Raw genomic sequence first — 12,067 nt, 5'->3', positions numbered from 1 at the left:
CGGGAGCCGGCCGGAGAAGACCGAACCTGCGGTGAACCGCTACGCCGCGCTCTCCGTGCCGTTGCACAGGGAGTCGCGCACACCAGCCCCCACACCCGCGAACGCAGAGGACTCCCCGTGAAACCGACCGCTCCCACCACCGCACCCGCGTCGCGAGGAGAATCCGTGGCCACCGAAGCACCGCCGCCCCAGACCCCTGCGGACGGCAGTCCCGTCCAGCCCACGACCGAGGTGTTCCTCGAGGCACAGAACAGCGCGGAGTTCGCCGAGCTGCGCCGCGCCCACCGCTCCTTCGCCTTTCCGCTGACCGTCGGGTTCATTGCCTGGTATCTGCTGTACGTGCTGCTGTCCAGCTACGCCGAAGGCTTCATGAGCAAGATCGTCTTCGCGAACTTCAACGTCGCCTTCGTCTTCGGCCTCGCCCAGTTCGCCACCACGTTCCTGATCGCCTGGTTCTACTCGCGCCACGCCACGAACAAGCTCGACCCGCGGGCGGCGGCCATCAAGTCCCGTCTGGAGGCCGACGCATGAGCGCCGCGTACACCTCGCACCCCGTGATCCAGCTCGCCGCGTCGAACTCGACGACCGAACACCGGCCGCTGATCATCACCCTCTTCGCGGTCTTCGTCGCCGCCACCCTGGGCATCACCGTCTGGGCGGGCCGCCAGACCAAGAGCGCGTCGGACTTCTACGCCGGCGGGCGGCAGTTCACCGCCTTCCAGAACGGCCTGGCCGTCTCCGGCGACTACATGTCGGCGGCGTCCTTCCTCGGCATCGCCGGAGCCATCGCGCTCTTCGGCTACGACGGCTTCCTCTACTCCATCGGCTTCCTCGTCGCCTGGCTCGTCGCGCTCCTGCTCGTCGCCGAACCGCTCCGCAACTCGGGCCGCTACACCATGGGCGACGTCCTCGCCTACCGGATGCGGCAGCGGCCGGTGCGCACCGCCGCGGGTGTCTCCACCATCGTCGTGTCGATCTTCTACCTGCTGGCCCAGATGGCGGGCGCGGGAGTCCTCGTCGCGCTGCTGCTCGGGATCACCAGCGACGCCGGCAAGGTCCTCATCGTGGCGCTGGTCGGCGTACTGATGATCCTCTACGTCACCATCGGCGGCATGAAGGGCACCACCTGGGTCCAGATGGTCAAGGCCGTGCTGCTCATCGCCGGCGCGCTGCTGATGACCCTCATGGTGCTCTGGAAGTTCGACTTCAACGTCTCCGACCTGCTGGGCACCGCCGCGGAGAAGAGCGGTCACGGCGCGTCGTTCCTCGAACCCGGCCTCAAGTACGGCGCCACCGACGTGTCGAAGCTGGACTTCATCTCGCTCGGTATCGCGCTGGTGCTCGGCACCGCCGGTCTGCCGCACATCCTGATCCGCTTCTACACCGTCCCGACCGCCAAGGCCGCCCGCAAGTCCGTGAACTGGGCCATCGGCATCATCGGAGCCTTCTACCTGATGACGATCGCCCTCGGCTTCGGCGCCGCGGCACTCATCGGGCCCGAGGAGATCAAGGCGAAGAACCCGGCCGGCAACGCGGCGGCACCCCAGCTCGCCGAGTACCTAGGCGGGGTCGGAACCACCGGCGGCGCGATCATGCTCGCCGTCATCTCCGCCGTCGCCTTCGCGACGATCCTCGCCGTCGTCGCGGGCCTCACCCTCGCCTCCTCGTCCTCCTTCGCCCACGACATCTACGCCAACGTCATCCGCAAGGGGAAGGCGACCGAGAAGGAGGAGATGAGCGCGGCCCGCTGGGCCACCGTCGCGATCGGCGTCGTCTCCATCGGCCTCGGCGCCATGGCCCGCGACCTGAACGTCGCGGGCCTGGTGGCCCTCGCCTTCGCCGTCGCCGCCTCGGCCAACCTGCCGACCATCCTCTACAGCCTCTTCTGGAAGCGCTTCACCACCCAGGGCGCCCTCTGGTCCATCTACGGCGGTCTCGCCTCGTCCGTCGTCCTGGTCCTGTTCTCCCCGGTCGTCTCCGGGAAGGCCAGCTCGATGTTCCCGGACGTGGACTTCGCCTGGTTCCCCCTGGAGAACCCCGGCCTCATCTCCATCCCGCTGGGCTTCCTGCTCGGCTGGGTCGGCTCGGTCCTCTCCAAGGAGGAGCCGGACAAGGGCAAGTACGCCGAACTCGAGGTCAAGTCCCTCACCGGTACCGGCGCGCACTGACCCGCCCTCCCTGTGCCGGACCCCGGCGGGGCCCCGTCGTAGAGACCTACGACGGGGCCCCGCCGCACCTCGTGTCAACCGGGCCCCCGCGATGTCACAGCTCTCGCGTAGTCTCGGAGGAGTCAGAAGGAGTCAGAACCGCAACCGCGGACATCTCCGGGGGAGGGGGCCCACAGTGCTCGTCGACACCTACGGCCGGGTCGCCACCGACCTGCGCGTTTCACTGACCGACAAGTGCAATCTCCGCTGCACCTACTGCATGCCCGAAGAAGGCCTGCAGTGGCTTTCCAAGACCGAGCTGCTCAGCGACGACGAGATCGTCCGGCTCATCCGCATCGCCGTCACCGGTCTCGGCGTCACCGAGGTCCGTTTCACCGGTGGCGAGCCACTGCTGCGCCCCGGACTCGTCTCCATCGTCGAGCGCTGCGCCGCCCTGGAGCCCCGCCCCAGGATGTCGCTCACCACCAACGGCATCGGACTCAAGCGCACCGCCGCCGCACTGAAGGCGGCAGGCCTGGACCGGGTCAACGTGTCCCTGGACACCCTGCGCCCCGACGTCTTCAAGACCCTCACCCGCCGCGACCGGCACAAGGACGTCCTGGAAGGACTCCAGGCCGCCCGTGAGGCAGGACTCACCCCCGTCAAGGTCAACTCCGTCCTCATGCCAGGACTCAACGACGACGAGGCCCCGGAGCTGCTCGCCTGGGCCGTGGAGAACGCCTACGAGCTCCGCTTCATCGAGCAGATGCCCCTCGACGCCCAGCACGGCTGGAAGCGCGACGGAATGATCACCGCGGGCGACATCCTCGCCTCCCTGCGCACACGCTTCGACCTGACCGCCGAAGGGGACGAGGAGCGCGGATCGGCACCCGCCGAACGCTGGACCGTGGACGGCGGCCCGCACCGCGTCGGCGTCATCGCCTCCGTGACCAGGCCCTTCTGCCGGGCCTGCGACCGGACCCGGCTCACCGCCGACGGGCAGGTCCGCACCTGCCTCTTCGCCCGCGAGGAGACGGACCTGCGCGCCGCCCTGCGTTCGGACGCCCCGGACGAGGAGATCGCCGGGATCTGGAAGCTCGCGATGTGGGGCAAGAAGGCGGGTTCCGGACTCGACGACCCCGCCTTCCTGCAGCCCGACCGCCCGATGTCAGCGATCGGCGGCTGAGGACTCCCACTCGGCCAGCGTCACGACGTCCTTGAGGAAACCGCGCACCCCGAGGAACGACGACAGGTGCTCCCGGTGCTCGTCGCAGGCCAGCCAGGTCTTGCGGCGCTCCGGGGTGTGCAGCTTCGGGTTGTTCCAGGCGAGCACCCACACGGCGTCTGCGCGGCAGCCCTTGGCGGAACACACCGGTGCGCCGGTGGCGCCCAGGGCGGAGGTATCGGGGAAGTTCACGGCCTCCACCCTAAGCGCTCCGGGGCGAGGACTCCGCGACACATCCCCGCCGGAGAACGGCGACGCCGGGCAGCCACGGGGGGAGCTGCCCGGCGTCGGTCCGTCGCTCCGACGGGGGATGCGGAGCGCTCCCGAAGTATGCCATGGGGCCCGGGGTCCGGTGCACCGGAACGTCATGATTGATCTGAGCGCGGCCAACCGGCCGTCGCGGGCCGCCGCCGCTCAGTCCGCGGTGCGCGGATCGCCCGTCCGGCCGGCCGTCCCGGGGTCCGCGCCCGGCTCCGCGGGAGCGGCACCGGAGGCCGCTCCCAGAGCGGGCCGCATCGGTGCGGGCACGAACGTCGTGGGGAGCGAGGGGGCGTTCTCGCGGCCGGCGTTGGCGATGACCACCGCCACATACGGGAGCAGAACGCCCAGCGCGAGCGCCACCACCGCCACATGCCTCTCGACGTTCCACAGGGTCGCGGCCAGCACCACGGAGACGGTGCGCACGGACATCGAGATGATGTAGCGGCGCTGCCTGCCCCGCACGTCGTCGGCGAGACCCTGCCGGGCACCCGTGATACGGAAGACCTCCGTGCCGCTCTGCTTCCGCATCGTGATTCCACCACCAGATCTCTGTGCCGGACCTGCCCCGGACGGTGCCGCTCCTACGGTACGCCCGGTGTCCGCCGCATTCGAGACCGGGGCGCATCCCGTCCGCGCGGGTGCCGGCCGCCGTCCCACGTACGGCCCCGTCCGGCATGCGTCGTACGTCCGGCGGGCCGAGACTGGGCGGACGTGCGCACACCGCGCCGCACGAGGAGGCGATATGAGCTGGTTGTGGGCAATCATCGTAGGGCTGGTGCTCGGTGTGATCGCCCGGGCGATCCTGCCGGGGAAGCAGGACATCCCCCTCTGGCTGACGGTGGTGTTCGGCATCCTCGGCAGCATCCTCGGCAACGCCGTCGCGACCTGGATCGGTGTCAACGACACCAAGGGGATCGACTGGATCCGCCATGTGCTGCAGCTGATCGGTGCCGTGGCCGTCGTCGGCGTCGGGGACATGCTCTGGCAGTCGATCCGGGGCAAACGGGGCAGGCAGCAGAGAACCTGACCCGGTGCTGTGTGCGCCGGCGTCAGCCGGCGGCGACCTCGACGGCCGCCAGGTTCTTCTTGCCCCGGCGCAGGACCAGCCAGCGTCCGTGCAGCAGCTCCTCGCGCGCCGGTGCGCTCTCGCCGTCCGTGACCTTCACGTTGTTCACGTAGGCCCCGCCCTCCTTGACCGTACGGCGGGCGGCCGACTTGCTGGCGGACAGCCCGACCTCGACCAGGAGATCCACCACCGGCCCCAGCTCGGCGACCCGGGCGTGCGGCACCTCGGACAGGGCGGCGCTCAGCGTCGCCTCGTCCAGCTCGCCGAGCTCACCCTGGCCGAACAGCGCCTTCGACGCCGCGATGACCGCCGCGCACTGCGCGCCGCCGTGCACCAGCGTCGTCAGTTCCTCGGCCAGCGAACGCTGTGCCGAGCGAGCCTGCGGGCGCTCCTCGGTGAGCTTCTCCAGCTCCTCCAGCTCCTCGCGGCTCTTGAAGCTGAGGATGCGCATGTACGTCGAGATGTCCCGGTCGTCCACGTTCAGCCAGAACTGGTAGAACGCGTACGGCGTCGTCATCTCCGGGTCGAGCCATACGGCCCCGCTCTCGGACTTGCCGAACTTGGTGCCGTCGGCCTTCACCATGAGCGGCGTCGCCAGCGCGTGCACGGAGGCACCCGGCTCCAGGCGGTGGATCAGGTCGATCCCCGCCGTGAGGTTGCCCCACTGGTCGCTGCCGCCCTGCTGCAGGGTGCAGCCGTGGCGCCGGTACAGCTCCAGGAAGTCCATGCCCTGCAGGAGCTGGTAGCTGAACTCCGTGTAGCTGATGCCCTCCTGCGACTCCAGCCGGCGGGCCACCGAGTCCTTGGTGAGCATCTTGTTGACCCGGAAGTGCTTGCCGATGTCCCGGAGGAACTCGATCGCCGACAGGCCCGCGGTCCAGTCCAGGTTGTTGACCATCGTCGCGGCGTTCGGGCCCTCGAAGGTGAGGAAGGGCTCGATCTGCCCGCGCAGCCGCTGGACCCACGCGGCGACGGTCTCCGGGTCGTTCAGCGTGCGCTCCGCCGTCGGCCGCGGGTCACCGATCTGGCCGGTCGCCCCGCCGACCAGGGCGAGGGGCTTCAGCCCGGCCAGCTGGAGCCGGCGCATGGTGAGCACCTGCACCAGGTGGCCGACGTGCAGACTCGCCGCGGTCGGGTCGAAGCCGCAATAGAAGGTGACCGGGCCGTCCGCGAGAGCCTTGCGCAATGCGTCCTCGTCGGTGGACTGGGCGAACAGCCCACGCCACTTCAGCTCGTCGACGATGTCCGTCACGGTCTTTTCTCTCCTCTGCGGGTCCGACTGGGTCCGATCGGTCGTCCGGTCAGTCTAGGGGCGTCACACACCCCGGCTGACCGAGCTCATGTGGAAATCGGGGATGCGCAGCGCGGGCATCGCCGCCCGCGTGAAGTAGTCGCCCCACTCGCGCGGCAGCGTCTTCTCCGTACGGCCCGCCTCCGACGCCCTGGACAGCAGCCCGACCGGCGACTCGTTGAACCGGAAGTTGTTCACCTCGCCGAGGACCTCGCCGTCCTCCACCAGGTAGACCCCGTCCCGTGTCAGACCGGTCAGCAGCAGGGTGGCCGGGTCCACCTCCCTGATGTACCAGAGGCAGGTCAGCAGCAGGGCCCGGCCGGTCGTCGCGGCCACCATCTCCTCCAGGGACTGCTCGCCGCCGCCGTCCAGGACGAGGTTGTCCATCGAGGGTGCCACCGGCAGGCCGGTCAGCCCCGCGGAGTGCCGGGTCGTGGTCAGCCGCTCCAGCCTGCCGTCCTTGATCCAGTCGGTCGGGGCCAGCGGCAGTCCGTTGTCGAACACGGAGGAACCGTCCCCCGACGCGTGCGCGATCACGAAGGGGGCGGACTCCAGCCCCGGAGCGTGCGGGTCGCTGCGCAGGCTCAGGGGCAGAGCCGAGAGGGTCTCGCCGATCCGCGTACCGCCGCCCGGGCGTGAGAAGACGGTCCGGCCCTCCGCGGCGTCCCGGGCGCCCGCCGACCAGTACTGGTAGATCAGCAGGTCGGCCACCGCCGTCGGCGGCAGCAGTGTCTCGTAGCGGCCGGCCGGCAGCTCGATCCTGCGGTCGGCCCAGCCGAGGCGCTGCGCCAGCTCCGCGTCCAGAGCCGCCGGATCGACGTCCCGGAAGTCCCGGGTGGCCCTGCCCGCCCACGCGGAACGGGTCCGGTCGGGGGACTTGGCGTTCAGCTCCAGCGTCCCGTTCGGCTGGTCGTGGCGCAGCCGCAGCCCCGTCGACGTCCCCAGGTACGTCGAGTTCAGCTGGTGGTGGGCGAAGCCGTACAGCTCGCGGCCGCCCGAACGGGCCCGCGCGAAGGCGTCGCCGAGCGCCGGGGCGAAGCCGGCGAAGACGTCGGAGCCGGTCTCGGCCGGCGGTTCCGTGAAGCCGTCGGACACCGGGACCCCCGAGACGAGGGGCTGCGCGTCCTCGGCCGGTCCGGCGCCGCGCGCGGCTGCCTCGGCGGCCCGGACGAGCGGTTCCAGGTCGTCGGCGGTGACGGCCGAGCGGGAGACCACACCGGACGCCGTTCCCTCGGAGCCGTCCACGGTGGCGATCACGGTCAGGGTCCGTCCCCGCGTCACCCCGTTCGTGGTGAGCGCGTTCCCGGCCCAGCGCAGATTGGCGGAGGAACTCTCGTCCGCGATGACCACGCAGCCGTCGGCGGTGGACAGCTCCAGCGCGCGCTCGACGATCTCGTAGGGCTTGCTGACGCGGCTCATCGACCGGCCTCCTGCGTCGTGTTGAGGATGTTCACGCCCCGGAAGAGGGCGGAGGGGCATCCGTGCGAGACGGCTGCGACCTGGGCCGGCTGAGCCTTCCCGCAGTTGAACGCGCCCCCCAGCACATAGGTCTGGGGGCCGCCGACCTTCTCCATCGAGCCCCAGAAGTCCGTGGTCGTCGCCTGGTAGGCGACGTCACGCAGCTGACCTGCCAGTCTGCCGTTCTCGATCCGGAAGAACCGCTGCCCGGTGAACTGGAAGTTGTGGCGCTGCATGTCGATCGACCACGACCGGTCGCCGACCACGTAGATCCCGCGCTCCACCCCGCCGATCAGATCCTCCGTGGAGAGCCCGCCCGGATCCGGCCGCAGCGACACGTTCGCCATGCGCTGCACGGGTACGTGCTCCGGCGAGTCGGCGTACGCGCACCCGTTGGACCGGCCCAGGCCCGTCAGCTTCGCGATCCGCCGGTCCGTCTGGTAGCCCACCAGCGTCCCGTCCCTGACAAGGTCCCAGGACTGCGCCTCGACGCCCTCGTCGTCGTACCCGATCGTCGCGAGCCCGTGCTCCGCGGTGCGGTCGCCGGTCACGTTCATCACGGGGGAGCCGTACGCGAGCTTCCCCAGCTGGTCGAAGGTGGCGAACGACGTGCCCGCGTACGCGGCCTCGTAGCCCAGCGCCCGGTCCAGCTCGGTCGCGTGGCCGATCGACTCGTGGATGGTCAGCCACAGGTTGGACGGGTCGACGACCAGGTCGTACGTCCCCGCCTCGACGCTCGGCGCCCGCATCTTCTCGGCCAGCAGGCCGGGGATGCGCTCCAGCTCCGCGTCCCAGTCCCAGCCGGTGCCCGTGAGGTACTCCCAGCCCCGGCCCACGGGCGGGGCGATCGTCCGCATCGAGTCGAACTCACCGGTCGTCCCGTCCACGGCCACCGCGGTCAGCTGCGGATGCACCCGCACGCGCTGCTGGGTGGTGACGGTCCCCGCGGTGTCCGCGTAGAACTTGTTCTCGTGGACGGTCATCAGGGAGGCGTCCACGTGCGCGACGCCGTCGGCCGCCAGCAGCCGCGCGCTCCAGTCGGCGAGCAGCCCGGTCTTCTCGGTGTCCGGTACGCCGAAGGGGTCCAGCTCGTACGCCGACACCCAGGTCCGCTCCCCGTGCACCGGCTCGTCGGCCAGTTCCACACGCTCGTCCGAACCGGCCGCCGCGATCACCTTCGCCGACAGCTTCGCCATGGCGACGGCCTGCGAGGCCACCTTCGCCGCCGCGTCCATCGACAGGTCCACCCCGGACGCGAATCCCCAGGCGCCGCCGTGCACCACCCGGACCGCGTACCCGGTGTCCGTGGTGTCGGACGTCCCGGACGGCCGGGCGTCCCGCAGCCGCCAGGAGGCGCCGCGCACCCGTTCGAACCGGAAGTCCGCGTGTACGGCGCCGAGCGCGCGGGCGCGGGCGAGCGCCGCGTCGGCGAGGGCACGCAGCGGCAGCGCCAGGAACGACTGATCTACCTCGTGGGCCACGAAGGGCTCCCCTTCTCTCTGAGTACCTCGGAGTGAACCATGCGACGGAACGTCTCCGGGCGGCTACACGTCCGCCGGGGCGGCGGCGGACGCCGCGACTCCCCGGGGAGGGGCGCGGCCGTCGGTGATCCGCCCCTGGTCACGGTGCGCGGGGCCGGGGCACCGGCCACGGCCGCCGCCCCTGACCGAGCACTTCCCGGACGCGCCGTTCTGTAGGGATCCGACAGTCGCGGCCCGGCGGCGCTGTCAGAGGCCGATTCCCTGGATGCCGAGTGGTACCGATAGGTTTTCGATGTACCAGACCGCCAAGGAAAGGGTGATCCGTTGAGCCGCTCGGTTCTCGTCACCGGAGGAAACCGGGGCATCGGCCTCGCCATCGCCCGCGCCTTCGCCGACAACGGCGACAAGGTCGCCGTCACCTACCGTTCGGGAGAGCCGCCCCAGGCGCTCACCGAGGCGGGCGTTCTCGCGGTCCGGTGCGACATCACCGACACCGAGCAGGTGGAGCAGGCCTACAAGGAGATCGAGGAGAAGCACGGCCCCGTGGAGGTGCTGGTCGCCAACGCCGGTATCACCAAGGACCAGTTGCTGATGCGGATGTCAGAGGACGACTTCACGTCCGTGCTCGACACCAACCTCACCGGCACCTTCCGCGTCGTCAAGCGGGCCAACCGCGCGATGCTGCGCGCCAAGAAGGGCCGCGTCGTCCTCATCTCCTCCGTCGTCGGCCTCCTCGGTTCGGCGGGACAGGCCAACTACGCCGCGTCCAAGGCGGGCCTCGTCGGCTTCGCCCGGTCGCTGGCCCGTGAGCTCGGCTCGCGGAACATCACGTTCAACGTCGTCGCACCCGGGTTCGTCGACACCGACATGACCCAGGCGCTCACCGATGAGCAGCGCAAGGGCATCGTGTCCCAGGTGCCGCTCGGCCGCTACGCGCAGCCCGCTGAGATCGCCGCCGCGGTGCGCTTCCTCGCGTCCGACGACGCGTCGTACATCACTGGAGCCGTCATTCCCGTTGACGGCGGATTGGGCATGGGTCACTGATCACCATGAGCGGAATTCTCGACGGCAAGCGCATCCTCATCACGGGGGTGCTGATGGAGTCGTCCATCGCCTTCCACACCGCCAAGGTGGCCCAGGAGCAGGGCGCCGAGGTCATCCTCACGGCCTTCCCCCGGCCGACGCTGACCGAGCGCATCGCCAAGAAGCTCCCGAAGCCCGTCAAGGTCCTGGAGCTCGATGTCACCAACGACGAGCACCTGGAGAGGCTCGCGGGCCTGGTCAAGGAAGAGCTCGGCTCGCTCGACGGCGTCGTGCACTCCATCGGCTTCGCGCCGCAGGACGCCCTCGGCGGCAACTTCCTGAACACTCCGTTCGAATCTGTCGCCACCGCGATGCACGTCTCGGCGTTCTCGCTGAAGTCGCTCGCCATGGCGTGCAAGCCGCTGATGACGGACGGCGGCTCGATCGTCGGCCTCACCTTCGACGCGCAGTTCGCCTGGCCCCAGTACGACTGGATGGGCCCGGCCAAGGCCGCGCTGGAGGCCACCTCCCGCTACCTCGCCCGCGACCTCGGCGGCGACAGCATCCGCTGCAACCTGATCTCGGCCGGGCCCATCGGCTCGATGGCCGCCAAGTCCATCCCGGGCTTCGGTGACCTCGCGGAGGTCTGGAACACCCGCTCCCCGCTGGCCTGGGACATGGCCGACCCGGAGCCCGCCGGGCGCGGGGTCGTGGCCCTGCTGTCGGACTTCTTCCCGAAGACGACGGGCGAGATCATCCACGTCGACGGTGGCGTGCACATGATGGGCGCCTGAACCGCCCCCCAGCTCACCGACGGCCGCGTGCCCCTCACGGGGGTACGCGGCCGTCGCGTGCCCGCCCGCTCCCCGCCGCTCCCGGCGCTTCGGCGCTCGAGTCGAAAAGATGGCCGCCCCACCGCAGAATGTGGGGGAACCGGACTTCTGGTCAGGCTGCGGGGAGGAGAACGCCGTGCGCTCCACACGTCGCCGAACCTGGGCCCTGCTCGCAGCGGCGGCCGTCGTCGCCGGGCTCCTGGCCCCGGTGGCCGTGAGCGCCGCCAACCGGGCGGGAAGCGGGGCGGCGGTGCCCCTCGCGCCACGACCCGAGCCCTCGGGTGCCGAATGCCGTACGTCGGTCGAGGGCTCCCGGGTGGTCGCCTACTGCCACAACCCGTATCCCACGACCGATCTCGTCCGGCTCCACACCGAGTGCGCCCGCTGGTGGGACGTCGATGCCGACGGCAGCGCGGTCGTGGTGCAGCCCGGCCGGACGGTCAAGCTGGAGGACCGCTGCTGGAAAGAGGTCGGCTCGGCCTGGGTCAGCCACGCGGTGTCCTCCTGAATCACGCGCCCGGCCGGCCTCGGCCCGGACCGGCCTAGACCCTCTCCCGCAGGCAGTTCAGCGCGTGGGCGGCGGCCTCCGCGGCCGCGGTCTCCGCGTCGCCCGCCCGGATCGCCTCCACGAGCCGCGTGTGGTCCATGAGCTCCTCCGGCCTCAGTTCCGGGCCCACGTCGCCCCGCAGGTAGTCGCGGAGCAGGTCGTTCAGGTCGGCGTAGAGCTCGGTCAGGACGTCGTTGTGCGACGCGGCCACCACGGCGAGGTGCAGGGTCGTGTCGGCGGCCACGAACGCCTCCGCGTCACCGGACGCCCACACCGCCTCGCGCCGCGCCATCAGTGTGTCCAGCTGCCGCAGATCCCGGTCCGTGCGCCGGAGCGCCGCCAGCCGGGCCGCCGACGACTCCAGGGTGGAGCGCAGCTCGGCGACATGCCGGGGGTCGGCGTCGGCGAACCGGCGGTGCATGACCCCCGCCAGCTCGCTGGTCGCCACCACGTAGGTGCCGGAGCCCTGGCGGATGTCCAGCAGTCCGTTGTGCGCCAGGGCGCGCACCGCCTCGCGCACCGTGTTGCGCGCGACCCCGAGCTGCTCGACCAGCTCCGGCTCCGTGGGGATCCGCGCGCCCACGGGCCACTCACCCGTGGTGATCTGGTTCCTCAGCTGGGCAATCACCTGGTCGGCGAGAGCCGAACGCCGCGTGGACGTCAGCGCCATGGTGCTCCTTGCTCGTGTTCCGGGAGGGGTGCCCCGAAGGGGAGGTGCGGGCCCGTCCGATCGTC

General features: G+C 70.8%; 13 protein-coding genes. 7 read left to right on the top strand and 6 right to left on the bottom strand.

Annotation, left to right across the window (positions count from 1 at the left end; genetic code table 11):
* Positions 1–165 precede the first annotated feature (165 nt).
* The 3 genes from ACHFIV_RS21865 to moaA all read left to right on the top strand — a co-directional run bounded on the left by ACHFIV_RS21865 (position 166) and on the right by moaA (position 3,333).
* The gene (locus ACHFIV_RS21865) at positions 166–531 is read left to right on the top strand and encodes a DUF485 domain-containing protein (RefSeq protein ID WP_398971614.1); all 366 of its coding nucleotides are present in this window, start codon (positions 166–168) and stop codon (positions 529–531) included.
* Positions 528–2,168, top strand: coding sequence for a cation acetate symporter (locus ACHFIV_RS21860; RefSeq protein ID WP_398971611.1), 1,641 nt, complete (start codon positions 528–530; stop codon positions 2,166–2,168). The genes ACHFIV_RS21865 and ACHFIV_RS21860 overlap by 4 nt, the downstream gene beginning before the upstream one ends.
* A 175-nt stretch (positions 2,169–2,343) precedes the next feature.
* Positions 2,344–3,333: a GTP 3',8-cyclase MoaA gene (gene moaA / locus ACHFIV_RS21855; protein ID WP_398971609.1), complete on the top strand. Its 990-nt coding sequence runs from the start codon at positions 2,344–2,346 to the stop codon at positions 3,331–3,333.
* Here the strand turns inward: moaA and ACHFIV_RS21850 are convergent.
* Together ACHFIV_RS21850 and ACHFIV_RS21845 are read right to left on the bottom strand one after the other, a co-directional pair.
* Complete coding sequence (locus ACHFIV_RS21850; RefSeq protein ID WP_398971607.1) at positions 3,316–3,564, bottom strand: hypothetical protein; 249 nt, start codon at positions 3,562–3,564, stop codon at positions 3,316–3,318. The genes moaA and ACHFIV_RS21850 overlap by 18 nt on opposite strands.
* 222 nt (positions 3,565–3,786) lie before the next feature.
* Positions 3,787–4,161 carry a DUF3099 domain-containing protein gene (locus ACHFIV_RS21845; protein ID WP_398971604.1) on the bottom strand — a complete coding sequence of 125 codons (375 nt, stop codon included), beginning with the start codon at positions 4,159–4,161 and terminating at the stop codon, positions 3,787–3,789.
* Positions 4,162–4,375: 214 nt separating this feature from the next.
* Here ACHFIV_RS21845 and ACHFIV_RS21840 point away from each other — a divergent pair, with 214 nt between their 5' ends.
* Complete coding sequence (locus tag ACHFIV_RS21840) at positions 4,376–4,660, top strand: GlsB/YeaQ/YmgE family stress response membrane protein (RefSeq protein ID WP_398971602.1); 285 nt, start codon at positions 4,376–4,378, stop codon at positions 4,658–4,660.
* Positions 4,661–4,682: 22 nt separating this feature from the next.
* Here the strand turns inward: ACHFIV_RS21840 and tyrS are convergent, their stop codons facing one another.
* From tyrS to ACHFIV_RS21825, 3 genes are all read right to left on the bottom strand, one after another.
* Positions 4,683–5,951, bottom strand: a complete 1,269-nt coding sequence (gene tyrS, locus ACHFIV_RS21835) for a tyrosine--tRNA ligase (protein ID WP_398971600.1) — start codon at positions 5,949–5,951, stop codon at positions 4,683–4,685.
* A gap of 63 nt (positions 5,952–6,014) precedes the next feature.
* Positions 6,015–7,409, bottom strand: coding sequence for a metallopeptidase TldD-related protein (locus ACHFIV_RS21830; protein ID WP_398971597.1), 1,395 nt, complete (start codon positions 7,407–7,409; stop codon positions 6,015–6,017).
* A complete protein-coding gene (locus tag ACHFIV_RS21825) occupies positions 7,406–8,929 on the bottom strand; it encodes a TldD/PmbA family protein (RefSeq protein WP_398971595.1) in 1,524 nt (507 codons plus the stop codon). The genes ACHFIV_RS21830 and ACHFIV_RS21825 overlap by 4 nt, the downstream gene beginning before the upstream one ends.
* A gap of 324 nt (positions 8,930–9,253) precedes the next feature.
* On the opposite strand from ACHFIV_RS21825, the gene fabG reads away from it, so the two are divergent.
* The 3 genes from fabG (at position 9,254) to ACHFIV_RS21810 (ending at position 11,293) form a co-directional block, all read left to right on the top strand.
* Positions 9,254–9,973 (top strand): 3-oxoacyl-[acyl-carrier-protein] reductase, encoded by a 720-nt coding sequence (fabG, locus tag ACHFIV_RS21820; protein WP_376375614.1) that lies wholly within the window; start codon positions 9,254–9,256, stop codon positions 9,971–9,973.
* A gap of 5 nt (positions 9,974–9,978) precedes the next feature.
* A complete protein-coding gene (gene fabI, locus ACHFIV_RS21815; RefSeq protein WP_398971593.1) occupies positions 9,979–10,746 on the top strand; it encodes an enoyl-ACP reductase FabI in 768 nt (255 codons plus the stop codon).
* 175 nt (positions 10,747–10,921) lie between these two features.
* A complete protein-coding gene (locus tag ACHFIV_RS21810; protein ID WP_398971591.1) occupies positions 10,922–11,293 on the top strand; it encodes a hypothetical protein in 372 nt (123 codons plus the stop codon).
* A gap of 34 nt (positions 11,294–11,327) precedes the next feature.
* On the opposite strand, the gene ACHFIV_RS21805 is transcribed toward ACHFIV_RS21810, so the two are convergent.
* Positions 11,328–12,002 carry a FadR/GntR family transcriptional regulator gene (locus ACHFIV_RS21805; RefSeq protein ID WP_398971588.1) on the bottom strand — a complete coding sequence of 225 codons (675 nt, stop codon included), beginning with the start codon at positions 12,000–12,002 and terminating at the stop codon, positions 11,328–11,330.
* Positions 12,003–12,067: the final 65 nt, after the last annotated feature.

The organism is Streptomyces sp. ALB3, assembly GCF_044385685.1.
GTDB lineage: Bacteria > Actinomycetota > Actinomycetes > Streptomycetales > Streptomycetaceae > Streptomyces.
Note: the sequence above shows the minus strand (reverse complement) of the source record. Positions and strands in the feature narration are given on the sequence as shown.

Coding starts and splice junctions, on each gene's coding strand:
- ACHFIV_RS21840 (WP_398971602.1), top strand. CDS start 4,376: ATGAGCTGGTTGTGGGCAATCATCGTAGGGCTGGTGCTCGGTGTGATC.
- ACHFIV_RS21860 (WP_398971611.1), top strand. CDS start 528: ATGAGCGCCGCGTACACCTCGCACCCCGTGATCCAGCTCGCCGCGTCG.
- ACHFIV_RS21805 (WP_398971588.1), bottom strand. CDS start 12,002: ATGGCGCTGACGTCCACGCGGCGTTCGGCTCTCGCCGACCAGGTGATT.
- fabI (WP_398971593.1), top strand. CDS start 9,979: ATGAGCGGAATTCTCGACGGCAAGCGCATCCTCATCACGGGGGTGCTG.
- ACHFIV_RS21845 (WP_398971604.1), bottom strand. CDS start 4,161: ATGCGGAAGCAGAGCGGCACGGAGGTCTTCCGTATCACGGGTGCCCGG.
- ACHFIV_RS21830 (WP_398971597.1), bottom strand. CDS start 7,409: ATGAGCCGCGTCAGCAAGCCCTACGAGATCGTCGAGCGCGCGCTGGAG.